Below are 18,470 nucleotides of genomic sequence, written 5' to 3' on the forward strand. Positions count from 1 at the left end.
AGCCACGCCGTCGTGCTAGGCTGCGCGATTGCTTTTCCGCCACGACGATGTCGCCATCACAACCCGGAGGCCCCATGATCCCCGCTTCGCTCAGAACCCTGCTCGACGAGACCACCGGCCAGCGCCGCGCCGAATGGGCCGGCCGTGAGGTCTGGCTGGCCAACGAGGCCTGGGGTGAGCTCGCCCTTTCGCTGCAGGGAGGTCAGCTCCTTCACTTTCTTCCGTCGCCCGACCCCGCGACCGCTGAGGGCTCTCGCCCAGCAGGCGATGACAGCCACGGCTGGCTGTGGGTGACGCCCACGCCCCAGACGCTGCCCGGCACGATCCGCGGCGGCATCCCGCTGTGCTGGCCGTGGTTTGCCGATGACCGCTATGCCGATGAGTCGGAGGACCACAGCGGCCCCTTCCACGGCACCGCGCGCCAGGCCCAGTGGCGCCTGGACGCCGTGGATGAGCACGAGGAAGGCGTGGAGCTGCATCTATCCCCCGAGCAGCGCCTGCATCAACAGCTCGCCCCCCGTCTGGTGGTTCAGGCCAATGCCAACCGCCTGCACGTGGAACTGATCACCGAACACACCGGCGAGACCCCGGTGAAGATGAGCGGCGCCCTGCACACCTACCTGGCGGTGGCCGATACCTTCGCCTGCCGCCTGGAAGGGCTCCCCGGCGCACGCTACCAGGACAAGCTGGCCGGTTTCGCCGAGGGCGAACAGCAGGGCGAGCTGGGGGTGCGCGGCGGCATCGACCGGATCTACCACAGCAATGCCGAGCTAGTGCTGGACGATGGTGAGCGCCGCCTGCGGATCGCGCGCCAGGGCAGCGACTCCGCGGTGGTCTGGCACCCCGGCGAGACCCTCCCCGCGGACACCCCCGGCGAGGTCGCCCGCAGCTTTCTCTGCGTGGAAGCCGCCAACACCCGTCTCGACCCGGTATGGCTGGTGCCCGGTGCCCAGCACCTGCTGGGTACCACGCTGTCGCGGGAGTAAGGCGACTGTCCGGCCAACTATTGGGGGTCAGTTCACTTGCGGCTCGACACAGAGCCGATGGCTCGGGGCCCTCGGTGCCTCGCCCCTAGTGGTGGTAGCGCTGGGCCACCTCACGGGCCAGCTGGTGGATGCCATGCCAGTCCTCTGCCTCGACCAGCGATGCCGGGGTCAGCCAGGAGCCAGCCACGCACATCACATTCTTGAGCGCCAGGTAGTCCTCGGCGTTCTCCAGGGTGATGCCGCCGGTGGGACAGAAGCGCGCCTCGGACAGCGGGCCGGCGAAGGCCTTGAGCGCCTTGACGCCGCCGCTGGCCTCGGCGGGAAAGAACTTGAAGCGGCGGTAGCCGTACTGCCAACCGGCCATCAGCTCGGAGACGGTGGACACGCCGGGCAGCATCGGTACCGGGCTGCTTACGCCGTAGCGATAGAGCGCCTCGGTGGTGCCGGGCGTCACCACGAAGTCGGCACCCACCTCCTCTGCCTGGCGATACTGGGCCGGGGTGAGCACCGTGCCCACGCCGATGCTGGCCTGGGGCAGCGCCTCCTTGATGCGCTGAATCGCCTCCAGGGCACAATCGGTGCGCAGGGTGACCTCCAGCACGGTCAGGCCGCCCTCGACGAGGGCACGGGCCAGGGGCACGGCATCCTCGAGGCGCTGGATGGTCAGCACCGGAATCACCTCGGCCTTGAGGCAGATGCTGTCCAGTTCGGTGGTGCGGGTCGAGGGCAGCTGCTTGTCGATGGTCATTGATATCTCTCCGTGAGATCAGGGGGCCCAGTAGGTGGCCAGCGGACAGGCGAGAAAGGCGCGGATCGGCAACTCGCGAACGTCGTCGCCCGCCAGCGCCTGGGCCAGCACGGCGCGCTTGTCGCCGCCGGTGATATGCAGGAAGTGCCGCCGCGCCTGGTGCAGGCGGTCGGCGGAGAGGGTAATACGTGGTTGGGGCTGGCTCGGCGTGCGTACCGCCACCGCCGCGGCCTCGGTGGTCAGCGCCAGGGCGAGCTCGCGGCTGTCGGGGAACAGCGAGGCGGTGTGGCCGTCGCCGCCCATGCCGAGGATCACGGCGCTGGCCGGCCAGGCCAGGGGCTCGAGGCGCTCGGCCACGGCGGCCGCCCCCTGCTCGGGAGTGGGGTCGGCCGTGGTCAGCGGCACGAAGGTGGCGGCGGCAGCGGGGCCCTGGAGCAGATGCTCGCGCACCAGGCGGGCGTTGCTGTCCGCGGCGTCCGCCGCCACCCAGCGCTCGTCGGCGAGCGTCACCTGAATTCGTGCCCAGGGCAGCTCACAGCTGGCCAGGGCCTGGAAGAAGGGCACCGGCGTCGCGCCCCCGGATACCACCAGCAGGGCTCGCTCGTGGCTGGCCAGGTCGGCACGCAGCGCCGCGGCCACCGCCTCGGCCAGCTGGGTGGCCAGGCGCGTTCGACACAGCTCGCTCATATGGTTTCCTCCCGGGAGGCCTTCCAGAATCGCGCGACAAATCGCGCTCCTACAGCTCCCGACGAAGCCAGCCCCTTGCCGTTTCCGGCCTCGTCGCGGCGCTCCTGACGCTCTCTAGTAATCCTCATACCAGCTTCGTCCGTCCTGGGTGATCATGGCGATGGAGGCGACTGGCCCCCAGGAGCCGGCGGGATAGCGCCGCGGCGGCTCGTCATGCTCCTCCCAGGCGGCGATCAGGTTATCGCACCACTGCCAGGCGTGCTCCACCTCGTCGCGGCGCACGAAGAGGTACTGCTGCCCCTTCATCACCTCGAGCAGCAGGCGCTCGTAGGCGTCGGGAATGCGGGTCTTGGGGAAGGCGCTGTTGAAGTCCAGGTGCAGCGGGCCCCGGCGCAGGCGCATGCCCTTGTCCAGGCCGCTGTCCTTGGTCAGTACCTCCAGCGCGATGCCCTCCTCCGGCTGCAGGCGGATCACCAGCTTGTTGGCGGCCAGGTCGCGCTGGTCGGGGTCGAAGATGTAGTGAGGCTGCTGGCGGAAGTGGATGACGATCTGCGAGAGCTTCTCCGGCATGCGCTTGCCGGTGCGCAGGTAGAAGGGCACCCCGGCCCAGCGCCAGTTGGCCACGCCGGTCTTCATGGCCACGAAGGACTCGGTGTGACTCTCGGTGTTGGCGCCCTCCTCCTCCAGATAGCCCGGCACCGCCTTGCCATCGATGGAGCCGGCGGTGTACTGACCGCGCACCACGTCGCGCCCCAGCATATCGTCGGTAAATGGCTTGAGCGCCTTGAGTACCTTGACCTTCTCATCGCGGATGGCGTCGGCGTCGAGGTTGGCGGGCGGGTCCATGGCGATCAGGCAGACCAGCTGCAGGAGGTGGTTCTGCACCATGTCGCGCAGCTGCCCGGCGTCATCGAAGTAGCTCCAGCGCCCCTCGATCCCCACCTCCTCGGCCACGGTGATCTCCACGTGGGAGATATGGTTCTGGTTCCACTGGGTACCGAACAGCGGGTTGGCGAAGCGCAGTGCGATCAGGTTCTGCACCGTCTCCTTGCCCAGGTAGTGGTCGATGCGATAGACGCGCGATTCGGGGAAGGCGGCGGCGATGGCGTCGTTGATCTCGGCCGAGGAGGCGAGGTCATAGCCGATCGGCTTCTCCACCACCACCCGCGATGTGTCGTCGAGGCAGCCAGAGGTGTCGAGATGGCGACAGATGTCGCCGTAGATCCTGGCCGCCACCGATAGATAGACCACCATGGGTCGACTGGCGTGTCGGCGCCATTCGCAGATGGCGCCGTAGCCTTCGGGACAGGTGAAGTCGAGTGGGAGAAAGTCGAGGCGGGCCAGGAAGCGAGCCAGCGTCTCACGGTCGAGTTCCTGGGACTTGACGCGGGCCTCGAGCGACTTCTCCACTCGGCAGCGAAAGCCGTCCAGGTCGTGCCCCTGGCGGGCCAGGCCGAGCAGGCGGGTGGCGGGATCCAGCAGCCCCTCGCGCTCCAGGTGATAGAGCGCCGGGAAAAGCTTGCGCTGGGCCAGGTCGCCGAGGGCGCCGAACAGCACCAGATCGACCTCCGTGCTGCCTGCCTGGCCGCTTCGGTTACGTTGGCGCATCTCCGTCTCCCTTGCGTTAACTTACTAAAAAACTATCCATAGCCCAGAAGTCTTTTCAAGCAATAACTGTAAACTTACATAATATTGAGATGCCGTGGCACACCCTGTGGCCGCCGCGCGCCGTCACAAGCTAGGATAGACGGCGTCATGTAGTTAAATCACCACATTACCGATCAAGGTACCACCTCGCGGCGACACGCCGCCCCAGCACGGAGAGCGCTCCCCCACATGGCCCGTCACGATCTGATCGACCGCATCCGTCAGCGCCTCGAGCAACTCAATCGCTCCGAACGCAAGGTCGCCGACGTGATCCTGGCCGACCCCGCCGCCGCTACCGGCATGAGCATCGCCACCCTGGCCCAAGCCTCGTCGGTCAGCGAGCCAACCGTCAACCGCTTCTGTCGCAGCTTCGACGCCAAGGGCTTTCCGGATTTCAAGATCAAGCTGGCCCAGAGCCTGGCCAGGGGCACGCCCTATGTCAGCCAGGCGGTGGAGCCCGACGACACTGCCGCCGACTATACCCAGAAGATCTTCGGCGCCACCATTGCCGCCCTGGACACCGCGCGACGCCAGACCGACGCCGCGCGTATCGAGCGCGTGGTGGACTTCCTGATCCAGGCCAAGCAGATCCACTTCTTCGGGCTGGGCGCCTCGGGCGCCGTGGCCCAGGACGCCCAGCACAAGTTCTTCCGCTTCAACCTGCCGGTAACCGCCTACGTCGACGTGTTGATGCAGCGCATGGTGGCCTCCACCTGCCATACCGGCGACGTGGTGGTGGTGATCTCCTGGACCGGGCGCACTCGCGAGTTGGTGGATATCGCCAGGCTCGCCCGGGAGAGTGGCGCCGTGGTGCTGGGCATCACCGCGCCGGACTCCCCGCTGGCCAGGGAGTGCAGCGAGACCCTGGAGGTCGCTACCCCCGAGGACACCGACTACTACATGCCCATGACCTCGCGGATGATCCAGCTGGCATTGATCGACGTACTGGCCACCGGGGTGACGCTGCGTCGCGGAGAGGACTTCCTCGACCACCTCAAGAAGATCAAGGAGAGCCTCAGGCCAACGCGCTACCCCGGCAACACTGGCTGACGCCGCGGTTCTCGTCCCTTCCGCCCCTCCTGCAAACCGCTGCCCTAGCACCACCCGCCCCGCCGGAACCCGACGGGGCGGGGTGTCGACTGCGCCCGACAGAGGGCCATGCCCGGCCCCCAGCGAAGCTAGAAGCTGTAGTCCTTGCCGCTGATGGCGGCGGTAACGGTCACCTCCACCTTCAGCTCGTCGGCGGGCATGGGAGCGCACACGCAGGTACGCGCCGGGGCATGACCGGTGGGCACCCAGTCGTCCCATACCGCATTCATGGCGGCGACGTCGTGGCCGTCCTTGAGGTAGATGGTGGCGGTGAGCAGGTTCTCGCGGTCGCTACCGACCTCCTTGAGCAGGGCATCCACGCGGGCCAACATGCTCTCGGTCTGGGCGGTGATGTCACCGTTTCGTGCCTCGGGGCCGGCCACCTGGCCGCACAGGTAGGCGATACCGTTGTGAATCACGGCGCGGCTCATGCGTGCCTTGGTGTCGTAGCGGTTGATGGTCATGGGCGTTCTCCTGATAAGGATGGAAGACGCCAGCGATTATCTCCGCTTCGCCGGGATGCGTCGATATACGACTCCCCGCCCCGGGAATGCGAGTAACGACGACGCCCCGGGCCGTGGCGGCAGCGGGGCGTCGTGGCGGAAGTGGCCGTACCTGAATCAGCGCAGCAGCAGCACCGGTCCCTTGGCCTTGCGCAGCATGGCGGTGGTGGTACTGCCCACCAGCAGGTGGCGAATGCGCGAGTGGCCGTAGGCCCCCATCACCAGCAGGTCGATCTGCTGCTCCTCCTGGTAGGCGCGCAGGGTGGCCTCGACCTCGCCGGCGCGGATGGCGCCCTCGGCGTCATGACCGGCGTCGCGCAGGGTCTTGAGTGCCCAGTCGAGCTGCGAGCGATTGTCGCCGGTCTCGGCACCAACGATCACCACATGCACCGGCACGCCCTCGAACAGCGGACTCTTCGCCAGCATCTCCACCCCCTTGCGGGTGGTCTTGCTGCCGTCGAAGGCCAGCATCACCTTCTCGGGCTCCTTGAAGGCGTGGGGCACCATCAGGATCGGGCGGTGCAGGCTGCGCACCACCCGCTCCAGGTTGGAGCCCAAGTGGCCACTGTCCTGGTGGGCGGTCTCGCCTCGCTTGCCTACCACCAGCAGGCGGATCTCCTCCTGCAGCTCCTCCAGGGTCTCGACCAGGGTACCGTTGCGCTGACGGCCGGCGGCTTCGCTTGCCCCTTTCTCGACCGCCCGCTCCCGGGCCGCCTTGAGCATCAACCGGCCCTGCTCCTGGGCCACCTTGGCACGCCTCTCCTCCAGCTGGGAGAGCTCCTCGAGCAGGTGCTCCCGGGAGCCCAGGCCGATGTTGCCCGAGAGGTCGGTCTCGGCGGTCTGGGGGTGGTTGTCGTTCACGTGCAGGAAGGTCAGCGGGGCACCCAGCGCCAGGCTGGCCCAGGCGGCGTAGTCGCACACTCCTTCCGAGAACTTCGAGCCGTCGATGGCGGCCATTACCTGTTCGGTCATTGTCTTGTCCTGATACTGGCGTATTGGGTCATGGTGTCACGTTCCCCTGCATCGAGACGGGCGTCAATGCCCGCCCATCAGCTTCTCGACGGCCTCGGGATCGTCATGCACCGCATAGCGGTCGACGATGGTGGCGCTCGCCTCGTTGAGACCGATCAGCTCCACCTCGGTGCCTTCGCGACGGAACTTGATCACGATTCGATCCAGTGCCTGGACGGCGGTGATGTCCCAGAAATGGGCGCGTGACAGGTCGATGGTGACCTTCTCCACCGTCTCCTTGAAGTCGAAGGCCTTGCCGAAGCGCTCTGAGGAGGCGAAGAACACCTGGCCCACCACCGTGTAGACGCGCGCCTCACCGTCGTCGGCCTCCTCGCTGCCGATGTAGAGGATGTTGCCCACCTTGTTGGCGAAGTTCATGGCGGCGAGCAGCACGCCCACGAAGACGCCGATGGCCAGGTTGTGAGTGCCCACGGTCACGGCCACGGTGGCCAGCATGACCACGTTGGTGCTCATCGGGTGCTTCTTGAGGTCACGGATCGACTCCCAGCTGAAGGTGCCGATGGAGACCATGATCATCACCGCTACCAGCGCCGCCATGGGAATCTGCGAGACCCAGTCGGAGAGGAACACCACCATCAGCAGCAGCGCCACGCCGGCAACGAGGGTGGAAAACCGGGTCCGGCCTCCCGACTTGATGTTGATTACCGACTGACCAATCATCGCGCAGCCCGCCATGCCACCAAGCAACCCTGTACCCATGTTGGCAAGGCCCTGCCCCTTGCACTCGCGGTTCTTGTCGCTCTGGGTGTCAGTCAGGTCATCAACGATGGTTGCGGTCATCATCGACTCCAGCAGACCCACCACGGCCAGCATCACCGAGTAGGGCAGGATGATCATCAGCGTCTCGAGGTTGAGCGGCACCTCGGGCCACAGGAACACCGGCAGGCTGTCCGGCAGCTCGCCCATATCACCGACGCTGCGAATCTCCATGCCGGTCAGCAGGTAGACGGCAGTGAGTACCAGGATGCAGACCAGCGGCGAAGGCAGCGACTTGCCGACCACAGGGAGGTAGGGGAAGCCATAGATGATCGCCAGGCCGGCCAGGGTCATGGCGTAGACGTGCCAGGTCACCCCGGTCAATTCCGGCAGCTGGGCCATGAAGATCAGGATCGCCAGGGCGTTGACGAAGCCGGTGACCACCGAACGCGACACGAAGCGCATCAGGTCGGCCAGTTTCAGGTACCCCGCAACAATCTGCAGCACCCCGGTAAGCAGGGTGGCCGCCAGCAGGTACTCCAGGCCGTGCTCCTTGACCAGGGTCACCATCAGCAGCGCCATGGCACCGGTGGCCGCCGAGATCATGCCCGGTCGACCACCGGCGAAGGCGATGATCACTGCCATGGAGAAGGAGGCGTAGAGCCCCACCTTGGGATCGACACCGGCGATGATGGAGAAGGCGATGGCCTCGGGTATCAGCGCCAGGGCGACGACGATACCCGCCAGGGTGTCGCCCTTGAGGTTGGAGAACCAACTCAGTTTCATCTTTTCGTACATGCTGCGGTCCAGTCAGGGGAATGGATGGGCCGTGAGGCGTCGAAATCCTGTCGTCCACATGCCCTCTCCGGCACCTGTCAGGAGGGTGCTGTCGCCTTAGAAGGAGGGCGGCGAGGGCGTGAATCACGAAGAGTGAGGCGCACAGGGGCGCAAGTGACATCATGATGATGTCGAACGATGACGCACCGAAGACGGCGGCATCGCCGGGAGATAGGAGGGGGTGCGCTAGGGCGGAGTGGCCAGCCCTGCCAGGGGAGTCATCATGTGCTCGGGGTTCATCAGACGAAGATCCAGGGGTTGGCGCGACAGGAGCGCGGCATTCTAGCAGAGCTCGTGCTGCGCTGCATCCGGCGCCCGCCGACGCCGCTCGATCCGCCTGTCGACGAGCCCCTTGGCCAGCAGGCTGCCGAGCACCAGGGCACCGCCCAGGAATGCCGCGGGGGCTGGCCGCTCGCCGAGCAGCCACCACACCCAGAGGGTGCCCACCACGACCTCCAGCAGCATCAGCAGCCCCACCTCCGCGGCGGGCAGGTAGAGGGGGCCACGCTGGATCAGGGTGAACCCCAGCGGCAGCAGCACCAGGCAGAGCACCAACAGCCACAGCAGTGAAGGGCCGGAAGGCAACTCGACACCGGGACCAAGCAGGGCATAGAGCCCCGCGGCGACCGCCACGATCAGCCCGGCCAGGGTGAGCATGGGGCTCATGTCGACCCCCGGCCGGGTGCGCGCCAGGGTGAAGTTGGCGGCCAGGGCCGTGGCCGCCAGCAGGGCGAAGCCATTGCCGAGCCAGGAGCCCGATCCGGCATCATCCAGGGCGATCAGCGCGATACCCAGCAGACAGCCGAAGATGGCCAGCCAGGTGCGCCGCGGCAGTCTCTCGTGCAGGAAGACCCGGGAGAGGAGCGCGGCGATCAGCGGGGCACCTGCCAGGATCATCAGCACGTTGCCGCCGCGGGTATACTGGTTGCCGAGCACGAAGCCGAAGGTGGAGAAACTGAAGAGCACGGCCACGCCGATGCCGGTCCAGCCGCAGCGCCGGTAGGCCAACGGCGCCGCTAGCCCATGGCGGGCAACCACGATGGCAATGAAACCGAGTGCGGTGAGCAGGCCGCGCCAGATCAGGATCTCGGCATCGGGCAGGCCGATCACCTTGATCAGCAGGGCGTCGGGGGAAATGATCAGGGCGCCGCCGCCGGTCATCAGCAGACCCTGCTGGCGGAGAGAAAGGGGAGCGGGGCTCAAGGCAACCTCGATATCGCGATGGGCCCCTCAGCATGCCACGGCCAGCCGGCCGTGGCATCAGCGGGTCAGGAAGAGCTGCCGTCCTCAGGCGCCTGGCCTCCCGTGCGTGCCTGGGCGGCCGGAGAGGCCTTGAGGTGGCGGAAGGCCTCCATGATGTCCATGGGCAGCGGGAAGACGATGGTGGAGGCGTTCTTGTTGCTCATGTCGCTCATGGTCTGCAAGTAGCGCAGCTGCAGCGCCGCCGAGTTCTCGGCCATGACGTTGGCGGCCTCGACCAGCTTGCGGGAGGCCTGCAGCTCGCCCTCGGCGTGGATCACCTTGGCGCGCCGTTCGCGCTCGGCCTCGGCCTGGCGGGCGATGGCGCGGATCATGCTCTCGTCGAGATCGACGTGCTTGATCTCGACATTGGCCACCTTGATGCCCCAGCTCTCGGCAGAGCTGTCGATGATCTCCTGGATATCGTCGTTGAGCTTGTCACGCTCGGAGAGCATCTCGTCGAGATCATGCTTGCCGAGCACCGAGCGCAGCGTGGTCTGGGCGAGCTGGCTGGTCGCCTGGGTGAAGTTCTCGACCTGGATGATCGCCTTCTCGGGATCCACCACCCGGAAGTAGAGCACCGCGTTGACCTTTACGGTGACGTTGTCACGGGAGATCACGTCCTGCTCGGGCACGTCCATGGTGACCACCCGCAGGTCCACCACTTCCATCTTCTGGATGCCGGGGATAATGATGATCAGGCCCGGCCCCTTCACCGACTGGAAGCGCCCCAGGAAGAAGACCACGCCGCGCTTGTACTCCGGCAGGATACGGATCGACGCTGCCAGCAGCATCACCACCAGCACGACGGGAACGAGATAGGAAATCAGCATGGTTGCCACTCCTTGAACGATCGGGCGACGGCGGATGCCATCTCCCGGCTTGCTTTACCCGGATGACTCCAGTGGCGCCACCTCCAAAGTCAGGCCATCCACCGCGGTGACCCGCAGCGTCTGGCCATACGCGATGGCCACCCGGCTGCGTGCATTCCAGCGCTCGCCCATCAGGCGCACATGACCGCTGCCGGTGAAGTCCTCCAGGGCCACGGCCTCATGGCCGATCAGTTCTTCCTGGCCGGTGAGCACAGGGCGGCGGCGCAGGCCCACGAAGCGCAGCATGATCCACAGCATCAGCGCCGAGGAGATAAGGGCCACGCCACCGATCAACGGCAGCGAGAGCCGCAGGTTTTCTGCATCCATCAGGATCACCGACCCAATCACGAAGGCGACTATGCCGCCGAATCCGAGGATGCCGAAGCTGGGCATCAGCGCCTCGCCCACGATCAGCGCCAACCCCACCAGGATCAGCGCCAGACCCGCATAGTTGACCGACAGCACCTGGAAGGCGAACAGCGCCAGCAGCAGGCAGATGATGCCGATGGTACCCGGTACCAGGCTGCCCGGGTTGGAGAGTTCGAAGATCAGCCCATAGAAGCCGATGATCATCAGGAAGTAGGCGACGTTGGGGTCGGTGATCACTGAAAGCAGCTGAGTGCGCCAGTCCGGATCGAAACGCTCGATGGCCAGGTCCGCGCTGGCCAGGGTGCGCTCGCCGTCATCCATCACCACCGTACGCCCGTCGATCTTCGCCAGCAGGTCGTCGAGGTCCCGGGCCACCACGTCGATGACGTTTTCCTCGAGTGCCTCCTCGGCGGTAAGGTTGACCGCCTCACGCACCGCCGCCTCGGCCCAGTCGGCGTTGCGGCCATGGCGCTCGGCCAGGCTGCGGATATAGGCCACCGCGTCCTCGAGCACCTTGCGCTCCATGGCGGTCTCGCCGCGGCGGGGCTCGTCGCTCGCATCGCCTTCGGGGGCCTGCGACGAGTCCTCGGCCGCCTCCCCCTCCTCGCCTGTGCCTTCCTCCTCGCCCTCGCCGCCGAGGCCCGGCAGGCCACCGCCACCCAGTTGTACCGGCGTTGCCGAGCCCAGATGAGTCGCCGGGGCCATGGCGGCGACATGGCTGGCGTAGAGCAGGTAGGTGCCGGCGCTGGCCGCCCGGGCACCGGCCGGGGTGACATGGATCGCCACCGGCACCTGGGAGGCGAGCATGTCGCGGATCATGTCGCGCATGGCAGCGTCGAGACCGCCCGGGGTATCCATCTCCACCACCACCAGTTCCGCGTCCGCCTCGGCGGCACGGGCCAGGCCGCGGCGGAAGTAGTCGGCGGTAGCGGGACCGATGGCCCCCTCCACCGTCATCACCAGCGCACTGCGCTGGCCCTGCTGGGCCTGGACCGCGACCTGACCGACCAGCATCAGGGCGCCCAGCGCCAGGCAGGCGAGGCTGAACAGCAGCAGGCGGCGCCCGGTGAGGGCGCGATGGCGTGGCGTCATGGCGGTCATCCCTGCGACTCCCCTCGGCGGGTGGAGGTCTCCTGATGTGTGAGTCTCGGCGTGCCCGCCGGGTTCAGTGCGCGACACGCCGACGGATGTCTTCAGCGTAGGCGGCGAGCAAGCGGGCTGGCAAACCCGCAACGCCGGGCGCGACAGGCTGTCGCGCCCGGCGACGCCCCCATGAGCGGCGAGTCGCCGGCGCGGGGTCAGAGGTCGAGGGATCAGAGGTCGTGGGGCTTGCCGGCGAAGCGGCGCTGCACCTCGACCATGTAGGCGGCCAGCGAGGTCAGCTCCTCGCTGCCCCAGGCCAGCGGCTCGGCCTCCATGGGGGCCACCATGCAGATCTGCACCATCTCGTCGGCATGGACCTCGGGCATGCCGAACTGCGCCTCGCCCATGGCCACCCGATGGGGGAAGGGCTGCTCGAAAGTGGCCTGGTAGCCGATATCATTGCCGTCGCTGCCGTGGCAGCTGGCGCAGGCCAGGCCATTGCCGCTCAGCGAGGTGTCGTAGTAGAGCGCCTCGCCACGGGTCAGCAGTTCGGCGGGGTTGGCACTGCTCTCGCTGTAGGCCGGCGCATAGCCTTCGGGGCGACGCACGGCCGCGGCGCTGGCGGCCTCGCCCTCGGCTTCACCGTCCGCTTCCCCTTCCGCTTCACCTTCACCCTCTGCTTCGCCTTCGGCTTCTTCCTCGGCTTCCGCTTCTGCCTGGGCATCGGCGCCTCCCTCGGCATGGGCACTGGACAGGAACCAGGCTCCCTTTCGGGCCTCGGGGGTCGCCTCGTCATTCACCAGCGACACGCCACCCGCGGCCAGGGCGAGGATCGGGACGCTACCGGCCAGGCCGCGGCCCAGCCGGTTCAGCAGGCGGCAGCGCTTGTCGTTGTCGTATGTCATCTGCATTCTCCTACATGACGTTCCAAGGGACTCAAGGGTTGTTCGAATCGGGACGTGATGCCCTCTTCGTCCGCCATGCTGTGGCGGTAACCCTTGGTAGGAATGCAGGGCGAGTCCTTACACCCCTGGTACCAACACCCGTGTAAGGTGGTAGCGATCTTCGCCGACCAAGTAGCCGTAGCGGGACCTCGTTTCGACGAGGTGTTTCCCAGATTCCCGGAGTGAACATGCAGGACGGCCAGCTTCCCGAAGCCACAGCATTTACGGACATCACGGCCGCCCATGCCGAACGGCTGGCGGCGCTGCGTCCCCGCCTGCTCTCCTTCGCCCGGCTTCACCTCAGGGACAACGCCCTGGCAGAGGATGCGGTTCAGGAAGCCCTGATGGCGGCCATCGAGAAGGAGGCCAGCTTCGCCGGACGCTCCGGCTACGAGACCTGGGTCTTCGGCATCCTGAAGTACAAGATCCTCGATCTGATGCGCCTGCAGAAGAAGCAGGGGCGCTTCAAGCCTCTCGAGGAGGAGGGCGAGGACGATGCCATCGATCGCCAGTTCCAGGCGAGCGGCCGCTGGCGCGAGGAGGCTCGACCTTCCAGCTGGGGTGATCCGGATCGTGCCTTCGAGACGGAGCATTTCTGGCGGGTCTTCGATGCCTGCATGCTCGCCCTGCCGGACGGCGCCGCCAGGGTCTTCTCGCTCCGCGAGCTGATGGGGCTCTCCACCGCCGATATCTGCAAGGAGGTGGGAATCCAGGAAAACAATTGCTGGGTGATCCTGCACCGCGCCCGCCTCCGTCTTCGCGCCTGTCTGGAGCAGGGCTGGCTTTCGGAGGAAACACCATGATGATGTGCAAGGCGGCGACCCGCCTGATGTCGCTCAAGCAGGATCGCAGGCTGACATTCCGGGAGAAGGTATCGCTACGCCTTCATCTGTCAATGTGTGGCGCCTGCCGGGAGTGCGACAGGCAGTTCACGCTCCTTCATGAAGCGGGAAAGCGATACATCGCAGCACAAGACCACACTGAGGACAGTCGCTGAGCGCACGTCTCGAGCGAGGGTAGTCGCTACTGCGCGTCCATAGTGTCTTCATGCGGTCTGCCTCCTTGGGGGGATTGCTGGGCTAATTACCTCATCGCGCTGCCGACGCCAGTGTCGGAGCGTGGAGGGGTGCACACCGAACGCATCGGGCAGTTCCACCCCGAGTTGTTGCGCCAGTAGCCCCAGCAGGGCCATATGGTGCACGGTATGACTGGTCATAAAGGTCAGTTCACGAGCCAGGCTGGTGGTCAATGACAGGCTGATACCGCCCTCCTCTACCGGGTAGGTCAGCTGCAGCTGCGTCGAGGAGTGCTCGGTCAGGCGCTCAAGCCCGTCGCGGATCTCGGACAGCCGCTCGAGGGCACGCGCCGGTTCCCTCTCGAGGTCGGGGTCCCGGTCACGCGTTTCGTAGTCGATGCGGCCCGAACCGCCGCCCTCCAGCAGGGCCTGGTAGTGGTCGAGGATATGGCGCAGGTGGCGTCCCAGGGTCTGCTTCCCCTCGGCGTCGAAGGCGTGTCGGTACTGCGCCGGGGAGAGCACCGCCAGGAACGCCTCCAGCTGCTGCAGGCTCTGGCGATTCTCCTCGACCAGGGTATCGAGACAGGATGGCGCTTGGGTCTTGGTCATGGGCGTTCCCTCCGCTGAGCGAGACGCCGCACCGGCCCCGGGGACCGGCACGGCGCGTGAATGGCATCAGTAGGCGCCTTCGCCTTCAGCCTCACCTTCTGCCTCCGCTGCACCCTCGGCCTCTGCTTCACCCTCGGCCTCCGCTTCGGCTTCGGCTTCGGCTTCGCCCTGAGCCTCTTCCTCGTCATGGGTGCCGGCCTCGGCACCCCCTTCCGCACCAGCTTCCGCTCCGCCCTCGGCATGGGCTTCGGCTAACATCAGCGGGGCCTCCTGGCCGCTGGTGTAGGTGGGCTCGGTGGGCTCATCGGCCACCGCCTGCATCGCCGCACCGCTGGCCACCAGCGCCAGAGCGGGTGCCGCATGTCCCAATCGACGGCCGAGCCGCTCGATCAGGGTCCGGCGTTTCTCGTCTGTTTCCGTCATGACATGACCTCCGTCAGGGTATCGCGGGCAGGGTCACTCCCTGCCCTCGGACGAGAAGGCGACACGCCTCCTCGACAGGGGAGCCGAGGCTCCCGCTGTTCAGGCATCGACCGAGGCATCGGTCGTTTCTTCAAGGGGGGCGCCGCCGCGGGCGACCAGCCAGGCGGCCAGGTGCTCCGGTGGCGCCTGGGTATCGATGCGATGGCGCACCACGCCCTCCAGCCAGGCGTCGAGACGCGCAATCGTCTCGGCCGACGGCGCCGTCCCATCAGGGGCATATGCCAGCGGCAGCAGCGCCGCGAGGGCGTCGAGCCGGGCGAGTGGCCGAGGCGCGTCGGCGTCCTCGCCATCCCCCTGCATCACCAGCAGCGGCACGTCGCCGGCTGCGAGTGGGGACGGCGTCCCGACCCGACGACCCGCCAGGGGCAGACCCAGCGGCTCCAGGCGCACCTGCGCTCCCTCGAACACCAGCCGCACGCCGCGGCTGACCTCTCCAGGCAGGGCGCCGAGTGCCTCGCTTCCTGTGGCCTTGTCCCACGCCAAAAGCACCGCCTGGCCGGAACTCGTCTGCCACCAGGCGAGGTCAAGCACCGGCTGTCCGGGGCTCGCGGCGAGGCGCAGCAGACGCGTGCCCAGCGCCGGTACCACTTCGGCCAGAGTGAGCCGGCTCGCCACCAGACGCCCGCCCTCTGCCAGGGCGTAACCGGTCGGCGAGGCGAGTACTGACAGGTGCACCGATGTCGCAGCGGCCGCCGACTCCGACGACACGGGAGAGAGCCGCTCGCCGAAGGCATGGCACAGGCGTCGCTCGACCGCCGCGTCAGGCAGCACCAGGGCCCAGTCACGCGCGTCGAAGCGCAGCCACCATCGGGAAGGGCACGCCTCGGCGTCACGCTCGACCTCGCTATCGTCCTCCCCCTGGATCGGGTGCCGGCCCTGGCAGAGCAGTCCCTCGCGACACCACTCCCCCAGGGTCGACCACACCGTGTCGCGCAGCTCCTCAAGCGACGCCGGCGGCTCGCTCGCCTCGGCGAGGGCCGCGGCGATGGCGTCGGGATCCAGCCCCTCGGTGGCCAGCAGCCAGATCAGCGCGGCGGCGTCGTTGGGTCGGTAGAGACGACCGCTCGCCTCGGCATAGAGCGCCAGGCGATCTTCCGCATGGAACTCCGCCACTCGGCGGCGCACCAGCTGCGGGCGCGGCAGTGAGCGCCCCGCCACCGCCTCGGCCAGGGTGAGGTCGGCCAGGCTCGGCAGCGAGAAGGCGGGCAGGTAGCGCTCCGGCTCGTCCGCCGGCAGAAGCCGCTGGAAGCCGCCGGCCCGGCTCTCCTCGGCCCGGGCCTCGGCCAGCAGGGTCGCGGCGTCGAGCCCCTCGGCCGGCGGGTGATCGCCGGCGACGTCCACCAGGCTCAGCATGTCGTGCACCAGCTCGCCCTTGATGCGCTCCTCGACCAGACCGCCATCCTCAGGGGCGGCGCAGGTACCCAGCGACGGGCTGAGGTTGCACTCCAGGATCCACGGCTTGAGGTCGGCGTCCACCAGGCAGTCGAGCCCCAGCAGCTCGTAGCCGCCGAGCGGATCGGCGCCTACCTCGGCGCTCCGTGCGCGCAGTCCATCCACGGCAGAGATGGCGGTCAGGGCCACCAGGTCCTCGATGCGGGCGAACAGGCGCTCGTCGTCATGCCCCTGTTCACGAAGCCAGGCGCGGTAGCGCTCGAGATCGATGAACTCCACCGGCACCTCGGCGCGGGTATTGAGCGCGTTGATGTCGGGATTGGTGAGCTGGCTGTAGGGGTTGTCGGCATCCTCGGGATCCCAGGGCTCCGAGGCGAGCTTGGCGAAGCCCTGCCGATAGAGGTAGACCCGCAGCGGAGTCAGCGAACTGACCAGCACGTAGAGGCGCAGCACGTACTTGTGGCCGCGGATGGTGTGGGGGCGATCCAGGTACGCCTGCACCAGGTGATCCCGCGCCGTCGTCGCCTCGGCCACATCGCGCAGCACCCGCACCCCCTTGCCCTTGGAAGCATTGGTGGGCTTCTCGATCCAGCGCGCCTCGGGAGCCGTCAGGGCCGCGAGCTGCAGCGCCTGATGGTCACTGGGCATGAGCCAGGCGTGGGGGAAGAAATCGAGCCGGGAGACCAGGGAATGCCCTGCTCCGAAGCCGTCGACCAGCCGGGCGCGCAGCGCGGCAAGGCTATCGTGCAGGCGGCTCTTCACCGTCAGGGCGGCGTTGCCCGGGAAGTGGTTGAGCTTGCGTTGAGGTGAGACGCGACGGAACTGCGCCGGTGCCGGCATGCCGGTGACCCAGGCGGCATCCCAGTGAATCTCGTCACCCTCCTCCCACCCCTGCGCCTCCAGCGCCTCGCGAAAGAAGCGATCCTGTTCGGCGGCGCGTCGGCCGCTCAGCCAGAAACGGCGGGCAGGCATCGCCTGGCTCATCTCTCTGGGCATGTACTTCTCCTCGGGTAGGGCCGGGGCAAGCCGATCAACGTCATCTGCTGTTGAGTAGCCGGTACGCGGCATTCCTTACAGTTATCCCTCTACAGCAATAGCAAGTGTAGGTGCTGTCGCGTCAGCGTGACGAAACGAACAGCACCTGCACCACCATATCTTATCTATTAACCATGTTTGATATTCTTTAAAAGAATAACAAAGAGAGGAAGCATTCTTGGCGAGGGAGCGCCGCTTCGTTGCAGCATGGGCCCAACCCAATCCCTGACGAGGAGGATCCGACATGAGATCCCGACTGATCATCGCCGCCGGCGCACTGGCAGTAGCCGGCCAGGCCCACGCCCTGCACCCCTCCCCCCTGGTGGAGGCCGAGTGGTTGAGCAAGCAACTCGATAGTGACGACCTGGTGGTGCTGGACGTGCGCTCGGCCATCGACGACGGCGGCGACCTTGAGAGCTTCGAGGCGGCGCGCATCCCGGGCAGCCGCTACTCCAGCTACACCGACGCCGGCTGGCGCGAGAGCCGCGATGGCGTGGCCGGGCTGATGCCGGAGGTCGAGGCCCTGGAGGCGCTGATCGGTGAGCTCGGCATCGACAACGACGACACCGTGGTGGTGGCCGCCGCCGGCACCGGCCCCACCGACTTCGGCAGCGCCGCGCGGGTCTACTGGACCTTCAAGGCGCTGGGACACGACGAAGTAACGATCCTCAACGGCGGTGTCGCCGGCTGGCAGGCCCAGGGCTTCGAGGTCGCCTCGGGCGCCCCGGAGACCATCACGGCCACCGACTTCGAGGGCAGCCTGCAGGACGCCCTGCTGGCAACCACCGCCGAGGTCGAGGGCGCCCGCGAGAATGACGAGGCACTGGTGGACGCCCGCCCGACGGACTTCTATCGCGGCGAGACCCAGTCTCCTGCCGCGCGTGCCCCGGGCACCATCCCCGGTGCGGTCAACCTGCCCCACCACGACGCCCTGGTCGAGCGCGACGGCGCCTACTACCTGGACGCCGAGGCCCTGCAGGCCAGCGTCGACGAACTGGGCCTGGATCCGGAGGCCCCCGCGGTGGCCTTCTGCAACACCGGCCACTGGGCCGCCAGCGGCTGGTTCCAGCTCAGCGAGGTGGGCGGCCTGGAGGACGTCAGCATGTACGACGGCTCCATGGCCGAGTGGACCCGGGACGACGACCGGCCGCTGCACCTGGCGGAGCGCGGCATCGTCAGCGTAGGCGAACTGGTCGACTGAGCC

The 18,470-nt window shown here is 67.4% G+C and carries 18 protein-coding genes; 5 read left to right on the forward strand and 13 right to left on the reverse strand.

Going from position 1 to position 18,470, the window contains the following annotated elements:
* The first annotated feature begins 74 nt into the window (after positions 1-74).
* Positions 75-986, forward strand: a complete 912-nt coding sequence (locus LWH48_RS09560; protein ID WP_232912361.1) for a D-hexose-6-phosphate mutarotase — start codon at positions 75-77, stop codon at positions 984-986.
* 85 nt (positions 987-1,071) lie between these two features.
* Here the strand turns inward: LWH48_RS09560 and LWH48_RS09565 are convergent, their stop codons facing one another.
* From LWH48_RS09565 to zwf, 3 genes are all read right to left on the reverse strand, one after another.
* Positions 1,072-1,734 (reverse strand): bifunctional 4-hydroxy-2-oxoglutarate aldolase/2-dehydro-3-deoxy-phosphogluconate aldolase, encoded by a 663-nt coding sequence (locus LWH48_RS09565; protein ID WP_232912362.1) that lies wholly within the window; start codon positions 1,732-1,734, stop codon positions 1,072-1,074.
* A gap of 18 nt (positions 1,735-1,752) precedes the next feature.
* Complete coding sequence (gene pgl / locus LWH48_RS09570) at positions 1,753-2,421, reverse strand: 6-phosphogluconolactonase (protein ID WP_232912363.1); 669 nt, start codon at positions 2,419-2,421, stop codon at positions 1,753-1,755.
* A 114-nt stretch (positions 2,422-2,535) separates the two neighbouring features.
* Positions 2,536-4,029: a glucose-6-phosphate dehydrogenase gene (gene zwf / locus LWH48_RS09575; RefSeq protein WP_232912364.1), complete on the reverse strand. Its 1,494-nt coding sequence runs from the start codon at positions 4,027-4,029 to the stop codon at positions 2,536-2,538.
* A gap of 228 nt (positions 4,030-4,257) precedes the next feature.
* Between zwf and LWH48_RS09580 the strand changes: the two genes are divergently transcribed.
* Complete coding sequence (locus LWH48_RS09580) at positions 4,258-5,118, forward strand: MurR/RpiR family transcriptional regulator (protein WP_232912365.1); 861 nt, start codon at positions 4,258-4,260, stop codon at positions 5,116-5,118.
* Positions 5,119-5,246: 128 nt separating this feature from the next.
* Here LWH48_RS09580 and LWH48_RS09585 read toward each other — a convergent pair whose 3' ends face one another.
* The 7 genes from LWH48_RS09585 to LWH48_RS09615 form a co-directional block, all read right to left on the reverse strand.
* A complete protein-coding gene (locus tag LWH48_RS09585) occupies positions 5,247-5,621 on the reverse strand; it encodes a RidA family protein (RefSeq protein ID WP_232912366.1) in 375 nt (124 codons plus the stop codon).
* Positions 5,622-5,777: 156 nt separating this feature from the next.
* Positions 5,778-6,632 carry a universal stress protein gene (locus tag LWH48_RS09590; RefSeq protein WP_232912367.1) on the reverse strand — a complete coding sequence of 285 codons (855 nt, stop codon included), beginning with the start codon at positions 6,630-6,632 and terminating at the stop codon, positions 5,778-5,780.
* A gap of 63 nt (positions 6,633-6,695) precedes the next feature.
* On the reverse strand, positions 6,696-8,186 hold the full coding sequence (locus LWH48_RS09595; protein WP_232912368.1) for a SulP family inorganic anion transporter: 1,491 nt from the start codon (positions 8,184-8,186) through the stop codon (positions 6,696-6,698).
* Between the two features lie 321 nt (positions 8,187-8,507).
* The gene (locus LWH48_RS09600) at positions 8,508-9,386 is read right to left on the reverse strand and encodes a DMT family transporter (protein WP_442908307.1); all 879 of its coding nucleotides are present in this window, start codon (positions 9,384-9,386) and stop codon (positions 8,508-8,510) included.
* A 107-nt stretch (positions 9,387-9,493) separates the two neighbouring features.
* Complete coding sequence (locus LWH48_RS09605) at positions 9,494-10,297, reverse strand: slipin family protein (RefSeq protein ID WP_232912370.1); 804 nt, start codon at positions 10,295-10,297, stop codon at positions 9,494-9,496.
* A gap of 54 nt (positions 10,298-10,351) precedes the next feature.
* Positions 10,352-11,797 (reverse strand): NfeD family protein, encoded by a 1,446-nt coding sequence (locus LWH48_RS09610; protein WP_442908308.1) that lies wholly within the window; start codon positions 11,795-11,797, stop codon positions 10,352-10,354.
* A 221-nt stretch (positions 11,798-12,018) separates the two neighbouring features.
* A complete protein-coding gene (locus LWH48_RS09615; protein WP_232912372.1) occupies positions 12,019-12,693 on the reverse strand; it encodes a cytochrome-c peroxidase in 675 nt (224 codons plus the stop codon).
* A gap of 227 nt (positions 12,694-12,920) precedes the next feature.
* Here LWH48_RS09615 and LWH48_RS09620 point away from each other — a divergent pair, with 227 nt between their 5' ends.
* Both LWH48_RS09620 and LWH48_RS09625 read left to right on the forward strand, forming a co-directional pair.
* Positions 12,921-13,535, forward strand: coding sequence for a sigma-70 family RNA polymerase sigma factor (locus LWH48_RS09620; RefSeq protein ID WP_232912373.1), 615 nt, complete (start codon positions 12,921-12,923; stop codon positions 13,533-13,535).
* 2 nt (positions 13,536-13,537) lie between these two features.
* Positions 13,538-13,729: a zf-HC2 domain-containing protein gene (locus tag LWH48_RS09625; protein WP_269816168.1), complete on the forward strand. Its 192-nt coding sequence runs from the start codon at positions 13,538-13,540 to the stop codon at positions 13,727-13,729.
* A 48-nt stretch (positions 13,730-13,777) separates the two neighbouring features.
* Here the strand turns inward: LWH48_RS09625 and LWH48_RS09630 are convergent, their stop codons facing one another.
* From LWH48_RS09630 to LWH48_RS09640, 3 genes are all read right to left on the reverse strand, one after another.
* A complete protein-coding gene (locus LWH48_RS09630; protein ID WP_232912374.1) occupies positions 13,778-14,356 on the reverse strand; it encodes a DinB family protein in 579 nt (192 codons plus the stop codon).
* A gap of 66 nt (positions 14,357-14,422) precedes the next feature.
* Positions 14,423-14,779 (reverse strand): hypothetical protein, encoded by a 357-nt coding sequence (locus LWH48_RS09635; RefSeq protein ID WP_232912375.1) that lies wholly within the window; start codon positions 14,777-14,779, stop codon positions 14,423-14,425.
* 99 nt (positions 14,780-14,878) lie between these two features.
* Positions 14,879-17,227, reverse strand: coding sequence for a tubulin--tyrosine ligase family protein (locus tag LWH48_RS09640; protein WP_232912376.1), 2,349 nt, complete (start codon positions 17,225-17,227; stop codon positions 14,879-14,881).
* 283 nt (positions 17,228-17,510) lie between these two features.
* Between LWH48_RS09640 and LWH48_RS09645 the strand changes: the two genes are divergently transcribed.
* The gene (locus tag LWH48_RS09645) at positions 17,511-18,467 is read left to right on the forward strand and encodes a sulfurtransferase (protein ID WP_232912377.1); all 957 of its coding nucleotides are present in this window, start codon (positions 17,511-17,513) and stop codon (positions 18,465-18,467) included.
* Positions 18,468-18,470 lie beyond the last annotated feature (3 nt).

Origin of the sequence: Halomonas sp. G15 (assembly GCF_021282295.1) — a bacterium.
Classification (GTDB): Bacteria; Pseudomonadota; Gammaproteobacteria; order Pseudomonadales; family Halomonadaceae; genus Halomonas; species Halomonas alimentaria.